The sequence below is a fragment of the Polaromonas sp. genome (assembly GCF_043778355.1).
Classification (GTDB): domain Bacteria; phylum Pseudomonadota; class Gammaproteobacteria; order Burkholderiales; family Burkholderiaceae_C; genus Polaromonas.
In genome coordinates this window covers 47,087-67,683 of the sequence record NZ_JAYWHI010000121.1, presented here as the reverse complement: position 1 = coordinate 67,683, position 20,597 = coordinate 47,087, and the positions used below count along the sequence as shown (strand labels likewise).

General features: G+C 64.1%; 17 protein-coding genes. 12 read left to right on the top strand and 5 right to left on the bottom strand.

All coding sequences use genetic code 11. From position 1 onward, the window contains the following. Positions 1–70 precede the first annotated feature (70 nt). Positions 71–3,022: a phosphoenolpyruvate carboxylase gene (gene ppc / locus ACH2CW_RS18095; protein ID WP_395060709.1), complete on the bottom strand. Its 2,952-nt coding sequence runs from the start codon at positions 3,020–3,022 to the stop codon at positions 71–73. An 81-nt stretch (positions 3,023–3,103) separates the two neighbouring features. Between ppc and hemC the strand changes: the two genes are divergently transcribed. The 4 genes from hemC to ACH2CW_RS18075 are packed head-to-tail and all read left to right on the top strand — an operon-like array spanning position 3,104 to position 7,299. Beyond that, on the top strand, positions 3,104–4,066 hold the full coding sequence (hemC, locus tag ACH2CW_RS18090; protein WP_395060707.1) for a hydroxymethylbilane synthase: 963 nt from the start codon (positions 3,104–3,106) through the stop codon (positions 4,064–4,066). Between the two features lie 7 nt (positions 4,067–4,073). Beyond that, positions 4,074–4,883 (top strand): uroporphyrinogen-III synthase, encoded by an 810-nt coding sequence (locus ACH2CW_RS18085; RefSeq protein WP_395060705.1) that lies wholly within the window; start codon positions 4,074–4,076, stop codon positions 4,881–4,883. After that, complete coding sequence (locus ACH2CW_RS18080) at positions 4,880–5,995, top strand: uroporphyrinogen-III C-methyltransferase (RefSeq protein ID WP_395060703.1); 1,116 nt, start codon at positions 4,880–4,882, stop codon at positions 5,993–5,995. The genes ACH2CW_RS18085 and ACH2CW_RS18080 overlap by 4 nt, the downstream gene beginning before the upstream one ends. A gap of 14 nt (positions 5,996–6,009) precedes the next feature. Then, the gene (locus ACH2CW_RS18075) at positions 6,010–7,299 is read left to right on the top strand and encodes a heme biosynthesis HemY N-terminal domain-containing protein (protein ID WP_395060701.1); all 1,290 of its coding nucleotides are present in this window, start codon (positions 6,010–6,012) and stop codon (positions 7,297–7,299) included. Between the two features lie 350 nt (positions 7,300–7,649). Here ACH2CW_RS18075 and ACH2CW_RS18070 read toward each other — a convergent pair whose 3' ends face one another. After that, positions 7,650–10,889, bottom strand: coding sequence for a ribonuclease E/G (locus ACH2CW_RS18070; protein ID WP_395060699.1), 3,240 nt, complete (start codon positions 10,887–10,889; stop codon positions 7,650–7,652). A gap of 575 nt (positions 10,890–11,464) precedes the next feature. Here ACH2CW_RS18070 and ACH2CW_RS18065 point away from each other — a divergent pair. From ACH2CW_RS18065 to ACH2CW_RS18050, 4 genes are read left to right on the top strand one after another with little or no spacing between them, the layout of a single operon-like run. After that, positions 11,465–12,616 carry an RluA family pseudouridine synthase gene (locus tag ACH2CW_RS18065; protein ID WP_395060697.1) on the top strand — a complete coding sequence of 384 codons (1,152 nt, stop codon included), beginning with the start codon at positions 11,465–11,467 and terminating at the stop codon, positions 12,614–12,616. Next, positions 12,585–13,256 carry an HAD family hydrolase gene (locus tag ACH2CW_RS18060; protein WP_395060695.1) on the top strand — a complete coding sequence of 224 codons (672 nt, stop codon included), beginning with the start codon at positions 12,585–12,587 and terminating at the stop codon, positions 13,254–13,256. Before ACH2CW_RS18065 ends, ACH2CW_RS18060 begins: the two co-directional genes overlap by 32 nt. Next, complete coding sequence (locus ACH2CW_RS18055; protein WP_395060694.1) at positions 13,249–13,626, top strand: Rieske (2Fe-2S) protein; 378 nt, start codon at positions 13,249–13,251, stop codon at positions 13,624–13,626. Before ACH2CW_RS18060 ends, ACH2CW_RS18055 begins: the two co-directional genes overlap by 8 nt. Positions 13,627–13,636: 10 nt before the next feature. Next, positions 13,637–14,692: a S49 family peptidase gene (locus ACH2CW_RS18050; RefSeq protein WP_395060692.1), complete on the top strand. Its 1,056-nt coding sequence runs from the start codon at positions 13,637–13,639 to the stop codon at positions 14,690–14,692. 79 nt (positions 14,693–14,771) lie between these two features. On the opposite strand, the gene ACH2CW_RS18045 is transcribed toward ACH2CW_RS18050, so the two are convergent. The 3 genes from ACH2CW_RS18045 to ACH2CW_RS18035 all read right to left on the bottom strand — a co-directional run bounded on the left by ACH2CW_RS18045 (position 14,772) and on the right by ACH2CW_RS18035 (position 17,500). After that, positions 14,772–15,929, bottom strand: a complete 1,158-nt coding sequence (locus ACH2CW_RS18045) for an AAA family ATPase (protein WP_395060690.1) — start codon at positions 15,927–15,929, stop codon at positions 14,772–14,774. Between the two features lie 156 nt (positions 15,930–16,085). Then, complete coding sequence (locus tag ACH2CW_RS18040; protein WP_395060688.1) at positions 16,086–16,853, bottom strand: SAM-dependent methyltransferase; 768 nt, start codon at positions 16,851–16,853, stop codon at positions 16,086–16,088. Continuing rightward, positions 16,850–17,500, bottom strand: a complete 651-nt coding sequence (locus ACH2CW_RS18035; protein ID WP_395060686.1) for a Maf family nucleotide pyrophosphatase — start codon at positions 17,498–17,500, stop codon at positions 16,850–16,852. Before ACH2CW_RS18035 ends, ACH2CW_RS18040 begins: the two co-directional genes overlap by 4 nt. Before the next feature lie 26 nt (positions 17,501–17,526). Between ACH2CW_RS18035 and ACH2CW_RS18030 the strand changes: the two genes are divergently transcribed. The 4 genes from ACH2CW_RS18030 (at position 17,527) to ACH2CW_RS18015 (ending at position 20,591) form a co-directional block, all read left to right on the top strand. After that, a complete protein-coding gene (locus ACH2CW_RS18030; RefSeq protein WP_395060684.1) occupies positions 17,527–18,078 on the top strand; it encodes a YceD family protein in 552 nt (183 codons plus the stop codon). A gap of 159 nt (positions 18,079–18,237) precedes the next feature. Next, the gene (gene rpmF / locus ACH2CW_RS18025; protein WP_188705822.1) at positions 18,238–18,420 is read left to right on the top strand and encodes a 50S ribosomal protein L32; all 183 of its coding nucleotides are present in this window, start codon (positions 18,238–18,240) and stop codon (positions 18,418–18,420) included. A gap of 85 nt (positions 18,421–18,505) precedes the next feature. Next, positions 18,506–19,609, top strand: coding sequence for a phosphate acyltransferase PlsX (plsX, locus tag ACH2CW_RS18020; RefSeq protein WP_395060681.1), 1,104 nt, complete (start codon positions 18,506–18,508; stop codon positions 19,607–19,609). A gap of 4 nt (positions 19,610–19,613) precedes the next feature. After that, positions 19,614–20,591: a beta-ketoacyl-ACP synthase III gene (locus tag ACH2CW_RS18015; protein WP_395060679.1), complete on the top strand. Its 978-nt coding sequence runs from the start codon at positions 19,614–19,616 to the stop codon at positions 20,589–20,591. Positions 20,592–20,597: the final 6 nt, after the last annotated feature.

The following is a 20,597-nucleotide window of genomic DNA, read 5'->3' as shown; positions in this document are numbered from 1 at the left end:
GACTGGGCCTACAGGGGCCGCGTGAGCTGACTGCGCGGCATTTTTATCGCTGTTCAGGCGCGCGAGCGGTTCAACCGGTATTGCGCAGACCCGCCGCAATACCATTGATCGAGATGTGGATGCCGCGCTGCACGCGCTCGTCGGCCTTGCCCTCGCGGTAGCGCCGCACCAGTTCGACCTGCAGATGATGGAGCGGGTCGATATAGGGAAAGCGGTGCCGGATCGAGCGCTGCAGCGAGGCATTGCCCGCCAGCCGCTGCTTGTCCCCGGTGATCAGGCCCAGTGCGTCGGCGGTGCGATGCCATTCGGCCTCAATGGCGCTGAAGATTTTCTTGCGCAGGCGCGTATCACCGACCAGCTCGGCATACCGCGAGGCCAGCGCCAGGTCGCTTTTGGCCAGCACCATGTCCATGTTGCTGAGCAGGGTCCGGAAAAAAGGCCATTGCTTGTACATCTTCTGCAGCAGCGCGAGGGCTTCCTTGCGGCTGGCCGGTGTGCCGCCCGCATCCAGCATCTGCGCGATGGCCGAGCCGAAACCGTACCAACCCGGCAGCGTCAGGCGGCACTGGCCCCAGCTGAAACCCCAGGGAATGGCGCGCAAGTCCTCGATTTTTTGCGAAGCCTTGCGTGAGGCCGGGCGCGAGCCGATGTTGAGCTCGGCAATTTCACGGATTGGCGTCGCACTGAAAAAGTACTCGGTGAAGCCGGGGGTCTCGTAGACCAGCGCGCGGTAGGCCGCCATGCTGGTGTGCGACAGCTGGTCGGCAGCCTGTAGAAACGCACGGGTAGCGGGTTTGGTCGGCTGCAGCAGCGTGGCTTCCAGCGTGGCGGCCACCAGGGTTTCGAGGTTGCGCCGGCCGATTTCGGGGTTGGCGTATTTGGAGCCGATGACTTCACCCTGTTCGGTCAGGCGGATTTGCCCGCGCACCGTGCCTGGCGGCTGCGCCAGGATCGCCTGGTAGCTCGGGCCGCCACCGCGGCCCACGGTGCCGCCGCGGCCATGGAACATGCGCAGCTGGATGTCACTGGCGTTGGCGAGCTGGTCAAACAGTTCAACCAGCGCGATTTCAGCACGGTACAGCTCCCAGTTGCTGGTGAAGATGCCGCCGTCCTTGTTGCTGTCGGAGTAGCCCAGCATGATGTCCTGCTCGCCGCCGCTGCGCTTGACCTGCTGCGCGATGCCGGGCAGCGCGTAGTACTCGCGCATGATGGGTGCGGCGTTGCGCAGATCCTCAATTGTCTCGAACAGCGGCACCACGATCAGGTCATGGGTGGACTGGTTGTCCGCCGCGCCGCCGGGCCGCCCCAAGGCGCGGGCGCCCCCTCGGGGGGCAGCGACAGAGCCGAAGGGCTGAGCGTGGGGGTCGTTGAGAATGCCGCGCATCAGCCCGACCTCCTTTTGCAGCAGCAGCACTTCCAGCAGGTCGCTAACGGTTTCGGTGTGGCTGATGATGTAGTGGCGGATCGCCTGCGCGCCGAAGCGCTGACGCATGACCTTGGCCGACTCAAAAATCGCAATCTCGGCGCGCGCATGGTCCGAGTAGGCGGCGCCCACCACGCGCAGCGGGCGCGCATCGTTGAGCAGCGACATCAGCAACTCGCGTTTGGCTGCTTCGTCGAGGCTCGAGTACTTCTCTTCGATGCGGGCGACCGCCAGCAACTCGGCAATCACTTCCTCATGCTTGTCCGAACTTTGTCGCAGGTCCACCGTGGCCAGGTGAAAGCCGAACACCTCCACCGCGCGGATCAGCGGGTGCAGGCGCTGCGCCACCAGCGCGCCGCCGTGGTTGGCGCGCAGCGAGGCTTCAATGATGCGCAGGTCGGCCAGAAAATCCTCGGCGGCGACGTAGGCGTTCTGCGGGGCGACCGCGTGACGAGCGGCGTCGCGGCCTGTCAGGTCTTTCAGCGTGGCGGCGAGTCGCGCATAAACACCGGTCAGCGCGCGCCGGTAAGGCTCGTCAAGCCGGTGTTCATTGATGTCGGGCGAACGCTCGGCCAGGCCCCGCATCTCGGGCGTGAAGTCGACGAGCATGGCCGACAGCGAGAGTTCACCGCCGAGGTAGTGCACCTCGGTCAGGTAGTGGCGCAGCGCGACTTCAGACTGGCGCCGCAGCGCATATTCCAGCGTGTCGGCGCTGACATTCGGGTTGCCGTCGCGGTCGCCGCCTATCCACTGGCCCATGCGCAAAAAACTGTGCACCGGCTGGCTACCAAGCGCGCGCTCCAGCTCCGCATAGAGTTTGGGAATTTCCCGCAAAAAGGTCGACTCGTAGTAACTGAGCGCGTTTTCAATCTCGTCGGCGACCGTGAGCTTGGTAACACGCAGCAGCCGCGTCTGCCAGAGCTGCATCACCCGCGCGCGCAGCTGGGCTTCGTTGGCGGCGAGTTCGCGCGGGGTCAATGCATCGCGCGCCGCGTTGACGGCCAGCGCGTGGGCCTTGATTTCGTCGCGCGCTGTCAGCAGTTGCGCGATGTCGCGTTCCGCGTCGAGGATGCTCTTGCGCTGCACCTCGGTCGGGTGCGCGGTCAGCACTGGCGAGACATAGGCGTGTGCCAGTGTGGCCGAGATGGTTTTGGGCGAGATGCCGGCCCAGCGCAGGCGTGACAAAGCCACCTCAATGCTGCCCTCCTGGGTGTCGCCAGCGCGTTCATGGATGGCGCGGCGCCGGATGTGATGCCGGTCTTCGGCCAGATTGGCGAGATGACTGAAATAGGTGAAGGCCCGGATCACGCTGACGGTCTGGTCGCCCGACAGGCCCTTGAGCAGCTTCTTGAGCGACTTGTCAGCTTCTGCGTCGGCGTCGCGGCGGAAGGTCACCGACAGCTTGCGCACTTCCTCGATCAGCTCGTAGGCGGCCTCTCCCTCCTGCTCGCGGATCACATCACCCAGAATGCGGCCCAGCAGGCGGATGTCTTCGACCAGCGGCCGCTCATTGTCCTTGGCGCGGGCGCGCGGACGATCCTTGTTCTGATCCGCCGCAGGCAGACCGCGGGAAGGTTTAACACGCGCCGTCGTCACCATGGATTCCCCTTGTTGTTGGCTCTGTATTGCAGTGCAGCATGCTAGCATCCGGAACCTCTCCCAGATACGAACAGGTTACGAGTGCGCGCAGATTCTTCCAACTCCCTTCGCGTGGTGATTGCCACGCGTGAAAGCCGGCTCGCGCTGTGGCAGGCCGAACATGTCAAGGCGCTGCTGGAGGCACGTCTGGGCTGGCAGGTCGAGCTGCTGGGCATGACCACGCTGGGCGACCAGATCCTGGACCGCTCGCTCAGCAAGGTTGGCGGCAAGGGCCTGTTTGTCAAGGAGCTGGAAACCGCACTGCTTGATGGCCGCGCTGACATCGCCGTGCATTCGCTCAAGGACGTGCCGATGGACCTGCCCGAGGGTTTTGCGCTGGCCTGCGTGCTTGAGCGCGAGGACCCGCGCGACGCGCTGGTCTCCAATGATTTCGCCTCACTGGACGAACTGCCTCCCGGTGCGGTGGTCGGTACCTCCAGCCTGCGCCGCCTGGTGCTGCTCAAAAATCTGCGCCCTGATCTGCGCATCGAACCGCTGCGCGGCAACCTCGACACCCGCCTGCGCAAGCTCGACGAGGGCCACTACCAGGCGATTGTGCTGGCGGCGGCCGGGCTCAAGCGCCTCGGCCTGGCATCGCGCATTCGCCAGGCTTTTGAGCCGGAGCAGATGCTGCCGGCAGCCGGGCAGGGCGCGCTCGGCATCGAGGTGCGCGCCGACCGGCAGGACCTTTTGACGGCGCTGGCCGGCCTGGCGCACCAGCCGACCTGGCTGGCGGTGACCGCTGAACGCACCGTGTCACGCGCCATGGGCGGCAGTTGCTCCATGCCGCTGGCTGCGTTTATCCGCGCGCCGCATTCGGCGCAGATGCGGCTGGAAGCCGCCTGGGGTGAGCCTGGCGCCGACGGCCAGGGGGTAGCCGGTGCGCCGCTGGTGCGCGCCGAGCACAGCGCCCCGGTGACGACCTTTGACCAGGCCGAGGCACTGGGTGAGCAGGTGGCCGCCTCGCTTCGCGCCGGTGGCGCGGTGTGGGCCGCCAATTCCTGAGTTCCCCTTGAGCTGTCCCCGCGTCATCGTCACCCGGCCCGAGCGTGATGCCCAAGCCTGGGTGACCGCCCTGGCACAGCGCGGGCTGCCGGCCGAGGCGCTGCCGCTGATTCGCATTGAAAGGCTTCCGACATCGCCGGCGCTGCAGCAGGCCTGGCGCGACATCGCCAGCTACGCTGCGCTGATGTTTGTCAGTGGCAATGCAGTGGCGGCATTCTTTGCATCAAATCAGGCTCCAGCCCATATCGGAAAAGCGCGAACAGCTATTGATTTGATAGCAAATGAAGGCCTGCGCTACCTGGCGCCTGGCCCCGGCACAGTGGCCGCGTTGCGGGAGATGGGCCTCCCCGACGCACGCATCGACGCGCCTGCGCCGGATGCCGGCCAGTTTGATTCCGAGGCGCTCTGGGCGCTTGTCGCCGACCGTGACTGGCAGGGCAAACGCGTGCTGATCGTGCGCGGGCGCAGCGCCGGTGCGGAGCCGGCCGGTGGCGCTGGCCGCGACTGGCTGGCGCGGCAACTGTCGGCGGCGGGTGCCATGCCTGAGTTTCTCGCTGTCTACCAGCGCAGCGCGCCGCTGTTCACATCGCCGCAGCGTAAAACCATGGCTGAGGCTGCGGTGGACGGTTCGGTCTGGCTGTTCAGCAGCTCCGAGGCGGTCGGGCATCTGCCGCAGCAGGACTGGTCGCAGGCCCGCGCCGTGGCGACCCACCCGCGCATTGCCGAGGCCGTGCGCGCGGCGGGTTGGGGTGTTGTTGCAGAGTCACGCCCGGCGCTCGATGACATCGTGGCCTCGATAGAATCGATGCAACCATGAGCGACAGCCCATCCCTTCCTCCTTCCTTGCCCGCGCCGGCTGCGCCGGTGCCGGTTGTGGCCGGGCCCGCAGGCGCCGGTGTACCCAGGCGCTGGCTCCTTGTGACGGGGGTGGTGGCTATCGCGGGCGTGGTGATGAGCGCGCTGTTGTGGCAAAAGCTGGTCCATATTCAGGAAGAGCTGGCCCGGCGCAGCACCGATTCAACGGCGCAATCGATTGAAGCGCGCACACTGGCGCGCCAGGCGCAGGAGGGCACGCGTGAACTGACGGCGCGGCTGGCGCTGCTCGAAACACGGCTCAGCGAAGTCAGCCTGCAGCGCAGCCAGCTTGAAGAACTGATGCAAAGCCTGTCGCGCTCGCGCGATGAAAACCTGGTGGTCGATGTGGAGTCGGCGCTGCGGCTGGCCCAGCAGCAGGCGCAACTGACCGGCAGCGCCGAGCCCATGCTGGCCGCACTCAAATCGGCCGACCAGCGGCTGGCACGCGCCGCCCAGCCGCGCCTCAATCCGCTGCAGCGCGCGATCGCGCGAGACGTGGAGCGCATCAAGGCAAGCACCGTGACGGATGTGCCAGGCCTGCTGCTCAAGCTCGACGAGTTGACGCGCCTGGTGGACGATTTGCCGCTGGCCAATGCGATGCCGGTGGCCAGCAACACGCGCGTCCCGGTCGTGGCACCGGCCAGCGCTGCGTCTGCGGCCGCACCGGCCGCCAACCCGGCACGTTTGCTGCTCGACCGGCTGGCCTTGCAGGCCTGGTGGAACAACACCTGGCAGGGCGTGCGTGACGAGGCGCGCAATCTGCTGCGTGTCAGCCGCATTGACCAGCCCGACGCTGCCCTGCTGGCGCCCGAACAATCGTTTTTTCTGCGCGAGAACCTCAAACTCAAGCTGCTCAATGCGCGCCTGGGCTTGCTGTCGCGGCAGACCGCCAGCGCACGTGCCGACCTGGCCAGCGCGTCGGCCTTGCTGGGTAAATATTTCGACCCGGCGTCGCGCAGGACGCAGGCGGCCGGCCAGTTGTTGCAGCAGGTGTTAACCCAGATGAAGTCCAGCGAGCTGCCGCGCCTGGACGAAACCCTGGCCGCGCTGGCCACCGCAGCGGCGGGCCGCTAGAGCCCACTCAGCACATGCGCAGCGCACTCTGGCTCCTGGCCCTGTTCGGCATCGCGGTCGCGGTGGCACTGGTGGCCGGCAACAACCAGGCGGTGGTCACCTTGTTCTGGCCGCCGCACCGCATTGACGTTTCCTTCAACCTGCTGGTGCTGCTGCTGGCCGGCCTGTTCACGCTGCTGTATGTTTCGCTGCGCGCTTCGTCGGCGGTTTTTTCATTGCCGGCCGAAGCCCGGCGCTGGCGCGCGCAGCAAAAGGAGCGGGCGATGTACGCGGCCTTCATGGACGCGCTGTCGCATCTGATGGCTGGTCGCTTCATCCGCGCCGCCAAACTCGCGCAGAACGCGATCACGCAGGAAAAAAGCCTGAGCCAGCTGGCCCGCACTTCCAGTGACGTTGGCGCTTATAACGCCGCGCGGGCCACCCAGTTGCGGCTGCTGGCGCATCTGCTGGCTGCCGAAAGCGCGCAGTCTCTGCAGAACAAGGCCTTGCGAGAAGAACATTTGCAGCAGGCACTCGAAAGCAGCAACCATCGCATCGCGCAGGAAACCCGCGAAGGTGTGCAACTGCGTGCCGCCCGTTGGGCGCTGGACGATCGCGACCCGAACGGCGCGCTGGAGTTGCTGGGCCAGTTGCCACAGGGCGCGTCGCGCCGCACGCTGGCGCTGCGCACCCGGCTGCGCGCGACGCGGCAAGCGAAGCAGACAGCGCAGGCACTCGACACCGCGCGCCTGCTGGCCAAACACCGGGCATTTTCGCCAGGGGCGGCGCAAAGCATCGTGCGCGGCCTCGCGCTGGAGTTGCTGGGTGGCGCGCACGATCCGGCGCAACTGCAGGCCGCGTGGCAGTCGCTGGACGCCTCCGAACGCGCCATGCCCGAGCTGGTGATCCACGCTGCATCGCGCCTGATGGCGCTGCACGGCGACGCCAATCTGGCGCGTTCCTGGCTGCTGCAGGTCTGGGAGCCGGTGATGCAGCCGCGCTCGGACATCAGCGACAACCTGCGGGTCAAGCTGATCCAGGTGCTGGAGCAGGGTCTCGACTCCATCGACGCCGTCTGGCTGGCGCGCATTGAAACTGCACAGCAACAACGTCCGCGCGATGCCAACCTGCAGTACCTGGCCGGCATGGCCTGCCTGAAACGCCAGCTCTGGGGCAAGGCCCAGCAACTGCTGTCCCAGGCCGCGCTGGCGCTGCAGGACGCAGGCCTGCACCGCAACGCCTGGCGGGCGCTGGCGCTGCTGGCCGAGCAGCGCGAAGACCTGGTCGCGGCGGCGCAGGCTTACAAGCGGGCGGCGGAAGTCTAGTTTTCCCTGTTCCGGCTGCGGGGCCCGGATGGTCGCCTGCTGGGAAACTTCTTTCATCTGTCATCCCGGACTTGATCCGGGATCCATGTTGGATAACTCGTACAGCCTGGTGTGCCAGCAAGCCGGGTCTCGCCCCGGCGGGCGAGGCACTTTTCTTTGGCGAGACAAAGAAAAGTGAGTTGCCGCCGGGCAACCCCCGGCCTACAAGCGCAGGCACACCACGACACGTCGATGATGAAGGGACAGCAGACCCTTGCATCGGAGACGCAGCCTTCCTCGCAGGGGCGAAAAAAAGGCAGCCCAAGAGCTGCCTTTTTTGATCGGCGTATCCGAAGACACCAACGTGAGAACTACTCCGCGCGTTCACCGGTCGCCGGTGCGGCCGCAGCAGCGTTCTCAAACGGCAAGGTCGTGTCCCGCAGGTCGCGTTTTGTCTCGACCAGCACCAGCGGACCGCTGTCCAGCTGCGGTGCCGGTGGACGCTCGCGCGGCACGTGGATCGGTTTCGTCTCGGCGGCCATGGCGGCCTGGACCTCGGCGATCTTGCTGGCGTTCGAGTTGACCCACTGCAGGCCGGAAGACTGGGCCACCTGGGCCAGGTCCTGCAGCGGCAGGTCGTAGCCCTGCACTTTGGGCAGCGCGCGGCCGGCCGCCGCGGGGGCGGCGACGGGCGCTGCCACCACGATCGGGGCCGCAGCCCTGGGTGCCGCTTGCGGCGCCACCTGGGGGGTCCGCACCGGTTCCGCCTGTGCTACAAATTCAGGAGCGGCAGGCGCCCGTGTTTCATGGGCTTCAGGCTGATAGGGTTGCGAATTTTCGGCAAAACCCGGCGCTGCGCCAGCCTCGGCAGAGGCTTCCGCCGGGGCGTCACCACGCTCCGAACGCTCGCGGCGGTCGCGGCCATAACGGTCCCGACTGCGGCGTTCGCGTGGCTGTCGGTCGCCGCCTTCTCCGCCCTCGGATCGCGGCTGGACATCGGTCGAGGAAGCAGGGGCCACCGGGTTACCGGCTTCGTCCATGCTGGCCACGACAGCCGGGTGGGCGGCGTCGAAGCTGTCAGCCTGGGCGCCGGCGACCGGTGCGGCGCTTCCGTCGTTGCGGTCGTCACGGCGCTCGTTACGGCGGGCATTGCCACGTTCACCGCGTTCTCCGCCACGCTCACCGCGCTCACCACGTTCACGGCGGCCCTGGCCCTCGGGGCGGGCTTCGTTGTTGCGGTCCTGGCGGTCACCGTCGACACCGGTTTCGGCGGCGCGCTCCTGGCGCGGCGACACGTCGCCTGCCATCGCTGCGGCCATGGCCGCCTGGTTGGCCAAAGCCTGTTCCTGTTGCTCGGCATCACGTGGCGCACGGTCGCCGCGTTCGCCACGTTCACCGCGATCGCCACCGCGGCCACGGCGGCCACGGCCTTCGCGGCCCTCGGCGCCAGCGGGCTGTCCTTCCGGACGCTCGCCGCGCGGTTCACGGGGCTCACGGGCCTCGCGTGGTTCACGCGCTTGCTCGTTGCGTTCACCGGCCGGACGCTCGGGACGCTGGCCTTCTGGACGGCCTTCGGTGGCCGGACGGTCACCACGACCTTCGCCGCGTTCACGGCGTTCGCCGCCGCGGCCCTCGCCACGTTCACTGCGCTCGCCGCGGGCTTCGCGCGGCTGGTCCGAACGGCCCTCGCCGCGCGCTTCACCGGCGCGGCCTTCGCCGCGGCCGCCACGTCCGCCACGGCGTCCGTCACGTCCGCCGCGTTCACCGCCACGGTCGCCACGGTCGCTGCGTTCGCCGCGTCCGTCACGACGGGCTTCGCCGCTGCGTTCTTCTTTTTTCTCTTCGCGGACAGGATTGGCCACAGGGGCTGTCTCGGCGCCGACGAAAAATTCCTTGAGCTTGGCAAAAAAGCTTTTTTCGGCCGGGGCCGCAGCCACAACGCGCACCGGTGCTGGTGCCACCGGGGCCACTGCCACCGGAGCAGGTTTCGGAATCGCCTGCGGTGCCGGTGCATCGGGCAAGACGCCCTTGATGACGGGCTCCTGCTTGTTGTGTTTTTCCTGGCTGCGGCGCGTGACGGTGGTCGCGTCTTCCATCTCGTCGGCCATCTTGTAGCTGGCCTCGATGTTGTCCAGGCGCGGGTCGTCGTGTTTCAGGCGTTCGAGCTTGTAGTTCGGTGTTTCCAGCGTTTTGTTGGGCACCAGCAGCACGTTAATGCGCTGCTTCATTTCGATCTTGGCGATCTCGGAACGTTTTTCGTTGAGAAGGAAAGACGCGACATCAACCGGCACCTGGCACAAGACCGAGGCCGTGCTGTCCTTCATGGACTCTTCCTGGATGATGCGCAGGATTTGCAGCGCCGAGCTTTCGGTGTCGCGGATGTGGCCGGAACCACCGCAACGCGGGCAGGGGATGGACGCACCTTCGGACAGCGCCGGGCGCAGGCGCTGGCGGCTCATTTCCATCAGGCCGAATTTGCTGATGGTGCCGAACTGCACACGCGCGCGGTCCTGGCGCAGCGCATCACGCAGGCGGTTTTCAACATCGCGGCGGTTGCGCGACTCTTCCATGTCGATGAAGTCGATGACGATCAGGCCGCCCAGGTCGCGCAAACGCATCTGGCGCGCGACTTCGTCGGCGGCTTCGAGATTGGTGCGGGTGGCCGTCTCTTCGATGTCGCCGCCCTTGATGGCGCGGGCCGAGTTGACGTCCACGGAGACCAGCGCTTCGGTGTGGTCGATCACGATGGCGCCGCCGGAGGGCAACTGTACGGTGCGCGCGTAAGCCGACTCGATCTGGTGCTCGATCTGGAAGCGGCTGAACAGTGGCGCGTCATCGCGGTAACGCTTGACGCGGTGCTCATGCTCGGGCATCACGTGGGCCATGAACTGGCGCGCTTGTTCGTAAACGTCGTCGGTGTCGAACAGGATGTCGCCGATGTCGCTGTTGAAGTAGTCGCGGATGGCGCGGATCACCAGGCTGGATTCCTGGTAAATCAGGAAGGCGCCTTTGCCCTCCTTGCCGGCGCCGTCGATGGCGGTCCAGAGCTTGATCAGGTAGTTCAGGTCCCACTGCAGCTCGGCGGCGCTGCGGCCGATGCCGGCGGTGCGGGCGATGATGCTGGCGCCGGCCGGGTATTCCAGCTGGTCCATGTTTTCCTTGAGCTCGGCCCGGTCTTCACCCTCGATACGCCGGCTGACGCCACCACCGCGCAGGTTGTTGGGCATCAGCACCACGTAGCGGCCGGCCAGTGACACAAAGGTCGTCAGGGCCGCGCCCTTGTTGCCGCGTTCTTCTTTTTCGACCTGGACCAGGATTTCTTGGCCTTCGCGGATCACGTCCTGGATGCGCGCCTGGCTGACCGGCACGCCCTGGGCGAAGTACTGCTTGGAGATTTCCTTGAACGGCAGGAAGCCGTGGCGGTCTTCGCCGTAGTCGACAAAACAGGCTTCGAGCGAGGGCTCGACGCGGGTCACGACGGCCTTGTAGATGTTGCCCTTGCGCTGTTCGCGCCCTTCAATTTCAATCTCGTAGTCGAGGAGCTTTTGTCCGTCGACGATGGCCAGGCGGCGTTCTTCCGACTGGGTGGCATTGACCAGCATGCGTTTCATGGGATTTCCTTCGTTCTTCTCTGTCTCACACATCACTGCCCGAAAAACGGGCAAACGACGCCGGGAGCAGACGTTGTGCGAACGTGGGGAATTGCCGGAGAGCCTTTGACGGCGCAACAGCGAACCGGAGAAAACCGGTCAGCTGTGCAGTCTGGGCGTAGGCGCGTGGATGGGGCGAAGCGGGGACCGACGGGTGCGTGCTACAAAATCAGTAGCTGCTTGCGCCCGCAGGACATGGGCTGGCGGCTGATTCATGCCAAAATGCGGGGCTAAAAAGCGCCGCAGGCATAAATTCATCAGTACGACCAGTGGTGTCAAGAGGCTACCCATTAAAGACCAGATTTCGCTGCTATCCGTGTCCAGCCCGCGGGGCTGAACACATCGTATTCCGTAGTTGTGTTCGCAAAACGTCGACTCGTCTGCACAACATATTCCTGCCGCGGGGTGCCTGGCACCGTGCGCTTGCAGGCATTTGCTGTCAGTGGCGTCGACCTTCCAGCAAGGCTGTTGGCAGTGGCCTGATCGGTGTGTGGACTAAACTCCCAGACAAATCAACCACTTACAGCTTGTCGCTAGTGAAACACATTATAGGCGCAGGTTCAGCCAAAACAGCCCGCACGGGTAAACCCCCGGACGCCGCCCCAGCGGGGCGCGTCACGCCTGCTGCTGCGCAGCCAAGCCCCGCCATGGCGCCAGAAAAAGCAGCCCTGCAAGCCACATTTGTAACTGTTGACGAGGACTCGGCCGGCCAGCGCCTGGACAATTTTTTGATCCGTCAGCTCAAGGGCGTGCCCAAGACCCATGTCTACCGCATCATCCGCAGCGGCGAGGTGCGTATCAACAAGGGGCGGGTGCAGGCCGATACCCGCATCGAAGCCGGCGACCTGGTGCGCCTTCCGCCGGTGCGGACTTCGGAGCGCGCTGACCAGAAAGCTGAGGCCATGGCGGTCGAGATCGCTCGCCACGGTGCGGCGTCCAGCGCAGGCGGTTATGCGCCATCGCGGGAATTTCCCATCCTGTTCGAGGACGACCATGTGCTGGCTATCGACAAGCCGGCCGGCGTGGCCGTGCACGGCGGCAGCGGCGTGGCTTTCGGCGTGATCGAGCAGTTGCGCATGGCGCGGCCGGACTGGAACTTCCTCGAACTCGTGCACCGGCTGGACCGCGAAACCAGCGGCATCCTGCTGGTCGCCAAAAAAAGGGTGGCGCTGAAGAATCTGCAGGAGCAGTTCCGCGAGCGTGAAACCGACAAGATTTACCTGGCCATGGTCAAAGGGGCCTGGCCGGCCAATAAAAAGGTGCTGGACAAGCCGCTGCAAAAATACCTGCTGGCCGATGGCGAGCGCCGGGTCCAGGTGGTGGGCAAGGATCACCCCGACGGCATGCGCGCCGTGACCCTGGTCAAGGTGAAAGGCGTGGCAGCGGACGGCGGCTTCAGCCTGCTGGAAGTCACCATCAAGACCGGCCGTACCCACCAGATCCGCGTGCATCTGGCCAGCGAGGGCCACCCGATTGCCGGCGACGATAAATACGGCGACTTCGAGCTCAACAAGGCGCTGCAAAAAGAAGCACCGGGCGCTGCGCTCAAACGCATGTTTCTCCATGCCTGGCGGTTAAAGTTCACCCATCCGTCCAGCGGAAAACGCATTGAACTGCGGGCCGCGCTCCCCCCCGATCTCGAGAGTTTCACGAACCATGCCGTCTCCCTCCAAGCCACTGAACTTTGACCTGGTTGCCTTCGACTGGGACGGCACCTTGTTCGACTCGACCCAGATCATCGTGCGCTGCATCCAGGCGGCCGTGCGCGATGTCGGCGGTACGGTGCCGACCGACGAAGCCGCCGGCTACGTGATCGGCCTGGGCCTGATGCAGGCGCTGGCCCATGCCGCGCCCGACGTACCTGAGAGCAAATATCCTGAACTCGGCGCCCGTTACCGGCACCATTACATCGCGCACCAGAACGACATCAGCCTGTTCGACGGCGTGTTGCCGCTGCTGGCCGCGCTCAAGGCGCGTGGCCACAAGCTGGCCGTGGCCACCGGCAAGAGCCGGCACGGCCTGGACGAGGCGCTGCAGGCGGTCGAGCTCAAGGGCCGTTTTGATGCCTCGCGCACTGCCGATGAAACGGCAGGCAAGCCGCACCCGCGCATGCTGCACGAACTGATGGACCAGTTCGGCGTCACCCCGGCGCGCACGCTGATGATTGGCGACACCACGCACGACCTGCAGATGGCGGTGAATGCCGGTTGCGCCAGTGTCGGCGTCAGTTATGGCGCGCATGAATTCGCGGCCTTCGAGGTGCTGAACCCGCGTTTTATCGCGCATTCGGTGGCCGAGCTGAACGACTGGCTGGCTGTGTATGCCTGAAGCCGACCCCGCCCCGGTCGCCCTGTGCCGCGCCGGCGATCTCTCCGAGGGCGGGAACGCTGTGCCCTTCGACGTCAACTACGCCGGCCAGACCTGCCGGGCCTTCGCGGTCCGCTTCGAGGGCCAGCCGCACGCCTACCTGAACCGCTGCACCCATGTGGCGATGGAGCTGGACTGGCAGCCGAACCGGGTCTTTGACGACAGTGGCCAGTGGCTGCTGTGCGCCAGCCACGGCGCGGCCTATCGCCCCGACACCGGCGCCTGCAGCGGCGGCCCCTGCCAGGGTGGGCTGGTCAAAATTGACCTTAGCGAGCGTGATGGACTTGTTTTCTGGCATACCTCCTACAAACTGAAGGCAATCGAGTTCTAAACTACCTCTTATGAACGATTCAAACCGCAACGACCCCTACGACGACCCGGATTACGATCCAAATCGGCCTCCAGCCCATGTGGGGTCTGCGCCTGCAGCTCCTGAAAACATAGCGCAACGCAGTTCGTCCGATCCCGCGCTGCAACCGGGCTGGGAGCGCGCGACGCTGGAGAAGCTGGCGTTTGCAGCCCTGAACGAGCAAAAGGCCTCGCGCCGCTGGAAAACTTTTGTTCGCCTGTCCTGGCTGGCGTTTTTTGTGTTCCTGGTCTGGTTTGCAATGCATCGAAGCACCGCCACCAGCGTGAGTACCCCGCACACGGCGGTGGTCGAGATCAAGGGCGAAATTGCTGCAGGTGCCGATGCCAGCGCCGAATTCGTCAACGCCGCGCTGCGTGCCGCCTTTGAAGACGAAGGCGCCAAGGCGGTGGTGCTGCTGATCAACTCACCTGGCGGCAGCCCGGTGCAGGCCGGCATGATGAGTGATGAAATTGTCCGCCTGAAGGCCAAACACAAGAAGCCGGTCTACGCCGTGGTGGAAGAAACCTGCGCTTCCGCCGCCTACTACGTGGCCGCGTCGGCCGACCAGATATTTGTCGACAAGGCCAGCATCGTCGGCAGCATCGGCGTGCTGATGGACGGTTTTGGCTTCACCGGTCTGATGGACAAGGTCGGCGTCGAGCGGCGCCTTCTGACGGCGGGCGAAAACAAGGGTTTTCTCGACCCGTTCAGTCCGCAGACCGAAAAGCAGCGCGCCTATGCGCAGACCATGCTCGACCAGATTCACCAGCAGTTCATCACCGTCGTCAAGGCCGGCCGCGGCAAGCGCCTGAAGGAAACGCCGGACATGTTCAGCGGCCTGTTCTGGACCGGCCAGCAGGCGGTGGAACTGGGCCTGGCTGACAACGTGGGTTCGCTCGAATATGTGGCGCGCGAGATCGTCAAGACCGAGGAAATCATCGACTACACACGCCGTGAAAACGTGGCTGAAAAGCTGGCCAAACGGTTTGGCGCGGCGATTGGTGACGGTGCGATCCGCAGCCTCAAGGCGATTCCTTCAATTCGCTGAACTCGATGGATCCATGAAAAAGCCCGCTTGATGCGGGCTTTTTTGATGGTTTGCGAAGCGGTGCTCGTAGTGTGGTCGCTCAGGTTGAGGGGCCTGGGTCTGGCGAGGCATCAAGCTGCAAGAGCGGATCGGGCCGTAATCGTGTCATCCAGGCTTTTTCGACGAAGCTGTCGGTCACCCCGTAGTGCCCGTGTTTGACGCGCATGAGCAGGTTGGCAGAAGTCAGCAAGCCAATCACGCCCTGCACCTCTTGGGCTGTGACTTCCCGACCGATTTGAGTGGAGTACTCCTTGAGTGCGTCTGCCGTGAAGCCGCCTTTGACGTTGCCTCCGATACTGCAAATACGTGAAAAAATAGCCTCTGCAAGTGGGCCCAAGGCTTCTATTTTTTGAAGCTCGATGTCCGCTGCAGCGGCGCCGAGTGACTGGGCAATGGTTGGCAAATGCTCGTCAGGGTTGGCGCCTTGAGGTAAGCCACGCAAAACATTGAGTGCCTTCATCAATTCTTCGGGCCGGCTACCCATTCTCTGGAATGCCGCTTCAGTGACCTTTACCGAGGGTGCCATCGCGCCCAACTGGGGCTTGACCTGCTGAAGCACGTATTCAATGAAGTCTCGCCCCAACACCGGAAATTCATGAGTCACTGCGCCGTTGAACGCCTGGTTGCCTTTGATGGAGAGCTCCTGGACCCGTGCTCGATGCGACCCCGTCCCGAGGAAGAGAAAGTAGCCCGCGGTTCCAGGTCGGGTGTTGATGGCGTCGCGTGTTGCCTTTAGCGCATGGAGCATGTTGTCACCCTCCGTACTTCCCAGCGCATGTTGCACTTCGTCAATGATCAGTACCACATTGGTTTTGGCTTGGTCGATAAGCTCTTTGAACGCGTGGGCAAGACTGACGCCACCCTCCTTGCCCACGTCCGCAAGCGTAAATCCAAAAGTGAACCCTGCAGCGCCGGCTTCCAGGCTGGCAACCCGTTTTAATTTCTGCAAAATTCCTGAACCGGGGGTCTGCAACTCGCTCAGGGATTTTCGGATGGCGTCGTGAACCAAGTCCGCTGGGTTGGCTTGCGGCTGACTCCACAAATCGACATAGATGACGATGGCACCTAGATCCTCCAGCGCCGGAATGAGGTCAGTCGCCAGAAATGTGGTTTTACCCACCCGTCGCTGCCCCGAAAGAAAAAGTCCTGAGCGCAAGGAGGTGTCGAGAAATGACGGCTGCAGCAATTGCTTGGCCATGTCTTGGGCTAGGGCAGTGCGACGGAAAGTCATGATTTATGTATTTTGTGAAATTTCAATAATTATGGACTACGCATAATTTTTCGTAAATTCCTATATTTCCTTACCACCCTGTTTTTGCTGCGGTCGCTCGTTACCGGCTTGACCCTGAGTCTCTCAACGCCCGATGCAAAACACCGTCGGTAAGCCCAGCGGCGCCGCCGGCTTGTCGCGTTTCCAGGCGCTGACCAAGGCGCTGTGCGACCAGCCCGTCGGCAGGCTCAGGCCGCAGCTCAGCGCCAGCCGGGTGTTGGCCTGCAGCGTTTGCAGCAGCGCCTGCAGCAGCGCGGTGTTGCGGTAGGGCGTCTCGATGAAGATCTGGGTCTGGCCGGTTTTGAGCGCCAGTGATTCAAGCTCGCGGATCCGCTGGCTGCGCTCGCTACCGTCTTGCGGCAAGTAGCCGACAAACGCAAAATTCTGGCCGTTCAGGCCGCTCGCGGCGAGCGCCAGCATCAGCGACATCGGCCCGGTCAGCGGCAAAACCTGGATACCCAGCTCATGCGCTGCGCGCACCACCGAGGAGCCGGGGTCGGCAATCGCCGGCATGCCGGCTTCGCTGACCAGGCCGATGTTGTGGCCCTCCAGCGCGGCCTTGAGCAAGGGTTTGGCATCGAAACCGCCGCCGTGGTCGCCTTTTTTATGCACCTCGCGCGGCAACTCCGTGATCTGCAGCGCCTGCACCGGCTGCAGCAGCGGTTGCACCTCACCGACCCGTTTCAGGTAGGCGCGTGTGCTTTTGGCGTTTTCGCAAATCCAGCAGGGCAGGGTTGCTGCGATCTGCAGGGTGCCCAGCGGGATCACGTCCTGCAGCGGCGCCTGCACATCGCAGCCGAAGTCCAGCGGCGCTGGCACCAGGTAAAGCTTGCCTTTGGGCGCCGCGCTCATGATGTCTCTTCGGGGGTGGCCAATAGCGCGATGCCGGCGGCACGGATCATGCGGCAGGTGCGTATCAGCGGCAGGCCGACCAGCGCGGTCGGATCGTCGCTTTCTATGGAATCGAGCAGGGCGATCCCCAGACCTTCGCTTTTGGCGCTGCCGGCGCAGTCATAGGGTCGCTCGGTGCGCAAGTAATTCTCGATCTCGTCATCGCCGAGTTCGCGAAATTTGACACTGACCGCCGCCAGTTCGACCTGCTCGAAGCCGCTTTCGGCGCAGACCACGGCCACGGCGGTCTGAAATACCACAGTTTGCCCGCGCATCTGGCGCAACTGGGCCACCGCGCGTTCATGGCTGCCAGGTTTGCCCAGCGACAGGCCGTTCAGATCGGCGACCTGGTCGGAGCCAATCACCACGGCCTGGGGGAAGTTGGCGGCCACTGCGCGGGCCTTGCCCAAAGCCAGCCTAAGCGCCAGCTCGGCGGGGGCTTCGCCCGGCTGTGGGGTTTCGTCCACGTCCGGTGACGCCACCTCAAAAGAGATGGCCAGGCGGGCCAGCAATTCACGGCGATAGCGCGAGGTGGAACCCAGGATCAGCGTGCGGCTCGGGCTACCGCGCAGGGCAGTGCGGTCATGGTTGGTGGGAGAAGGGCTCATGGGCTGATTCTCTTACACTGCTTGCCATGTCGAAAAATCTCAACGCCCGGCGCCTCAACATGCCGGCTTTTGCCCAGGCGGGCGAGCCGCTGGTGGAACTGACGCCGCTACAAAAGATGGAGCGCCTGGCCCAGGAAATACATGGGCCGGCGCCCGATTTGGGCATCAACTGGCGGGCCACTGGCGAGTTGCGCGCGCGCAGTGGCGCCGAGGCCGATGTGTGGGTGCGCCTGGAGGCCAAAACCAGCCTGCCACTGACCTGCCAGCGCTGCATGGGGCCGGTAGCGACGCCGCTGGAAATCGACCAGTGGTACCGCTTTGTGGACGATGAAGACATCGCCATGGCCGAAGATGACGAATCCGAGGAGGACTTGCTGGTGATGGAGCCGCAGTTTGACCTGCTGGCGGTGGTCGAAGATGAATTGCTGATGGCCCTGCCGCTGGTGCCGATGCACGAGACCTGCCCGGTCAGCCCGGTATTCAGCGCCGGTGAGGCGGAACTGGCGCTGCCGGAAGGCGAGGCGGAGGTCAAACCGCACCCCTTTGCGGCGCTGGCCCAGCTCAAAAAGTCAAAATAAGAGCAGGTCGACAGGGATTTTCAGAGCGGCTGCCGCCCGACTGCGTCGGGGGAGTGGAACAGCCGGCCGTAACGCGCTATAATCAAAGGCTTCGCGCCAGGATCAGCTCACGGATTCAGAGCGCAATTTACCAACCCTATACCCCCTCAGGAGCGGATCATGGCCGTCCAGCAGAACAAAAAATCACCTTCCAAGCGCGGCATGCACCGTGCCCACAACGCCCTGACCGTTCCAGGCCTGGCTGTTGAGTCGACCACTGGCGAGATTCACCTGCGCCATCACATCAGCCCCACCGGTTTTTACCGTGGCCGCAAGGTGTTGAAAACCAAATCCGAAGCGTAATTCCGCGCTTTAAGAACTGGCCCGCACTCATCCTGCGGGCCTTTGTTTTGTTGAATTCCCATTTCCTGACTGCACCGGTCCTGCCATGATCAGGATAGCTGTCGATGCCATGGGCGGCGATTTCGGCCCGTCCGTCACCTTGTCGGCCTGTCTGTCTTTTCTGGACAGTCACCCTGACGCCGGCATTGTGCTGGTGGGCCAGCCTGATGTGCTCGCAGCTCAGGCGTCATTTTCCCGCATCCAGCTTCATCCCCGTTGTCAGGTGCTGGCCGCCACGGAGGTGGTGACCATGGACGACCCGATTGAAGTCGCCCTGCGCCGCAAAAAAGACTCGTCAATGCGGGTCGCCATCACGCAGGTCAAGGAGGGGGCAGCCCAGGCGGCTGTTTCGGCCGGCAATACCGGCGCATTGATGGCAATTGCGCGTTATGTGCTCAAGACGCTGGAGGGCATCGACCGCCCGGCGATCGCTACACAGTTGCCCAACGCCGCCGGCGGTGCCACCACCGTGCTGGATCTGGGCGCCAACATCGACTGCACCGAAGACCATCTGTTCCAGTTTGCGGTGATGGGTTCGGCTCTGGTTTCGGCCATCGCCGACAAGCCCAGTCCCACGGTTGGTCTGCTGAATATTGGTGAAGAGGCCATAAAAGGCAGCGAAGTCATAAAAAAAGCCGGCGAACTACTCCGATCTGCTGCTAAAAGTGGTGATTTGAACTTTTATGGCAATGTTGAGGGCAACGACATCTTCAAAGGCGTTGTGGATATCGTGGTCTGTGATGGTTTTGTGGGCAATGTGGCTTTGAAGGCCAGCGAGGGCCTCGCAAGCATGATTGGTGGTTTCATCAAGGCTGAATTTTCCAGAAATATCTTCACCAAAACTGCTGCGATCGTCGCCTATCCGGTCTTATCTGCGTTTAAAAATCGTGTAGACCACAGGCGATACAACGGAGCAGCCTTGTTGGGGCTGCGGGGCCTGGTGTTCAAGAGCCATGGTTCAGCCGATGCCTTTGCTTTCGAGCGGGCCCTGAATCGCGCTTATGATGCAGCTCGCAACAACTTGCTGGAGAGGGTGCAGGAACGCATCGCCCACGCCGCCCCCCTGTTGGCCAAAGCGGCCATGGGATCGGTGGATGCGACAGCCGCCGAGGCGCTTGCCGCACAAGCCGATCCAGCGCCAGCGCACTAAATTCATGAGCCCTTATTCACGTATCACTGGAACCGGCAGCTACCTGCCGCCGCGCCGTTTAAGCAATGCCGACCTGGCGGCCGAGCTGGCGGCCAAAGGCATAGAAACCTCGGATGAATGGATTGTCGAGCGCACCGGCATCCGGGCACGCCATTTCGCGGCGCCTGAAGTCTGCAGCAGCGACCTGGGCCTGGAAGCGGCCAAAAATGCCTTACAGGCCGCCGGCCTGCAAGCCAGTGACATCGATCTGATCATTGTGGCCACCTCGACACCGGACATGGTGTTTCCGTCGGCCGCCTGTATCTTGCAGAACAAGCTTGGCATCGCCGGCTGCCCGGCCTTCGACGTGCAGGCGGTCTGCAGCGGCTTTGTGTATGCGCTGACCGTGGCCGACGCCATGATCAAAACAGGGTCGGCGACCAAGGCGCTGGTGATTGGTGCCGAGGTGTTTTCGCGCATTCTCGATTTTTCGGACCGTACCACCTGCGTGTTGTTTGGTGACGGCGCTGGCGCTGTGGTGCTGGAAGCCTCCGACACCCCCGGCATTCTGGCGACCGATCTGCATGCCGACGGCAAATACGTCGGCATCCTCTGTGTGCCGGGCACGGTCGCAGGTGGCCAGGTGCTCGGTGACCCGCTGCTCAAGATGGATGGCCAGGCCGTGTTCAAGCTGGCGGTCGGTGTGCTGGAGGAGGCGGCCCGCGCCACCCTGGCCAAAGCCGGCCTGCAGGACAGCGACATTGACTGGCTGATTCCCCACCAGGCCAATATCCGCATCATGCACAGCACGGCAAAGAAGCTGAAGATGCCGCTGGACAAGCTGATCGTCACGGTGGACCAGCACGGCAACACCTCGGCGGCGTCAATTCCGCTGGCGCTGGACGTTGCGGTGCGCAGCGGCAAGATCCAAAAAGGCGACACCTTGATGCTTGAAGGTGTGGGCGGCGGCTTCACCTGGGGCGCGGTGCTCCTGAATCTATAGCTGGTG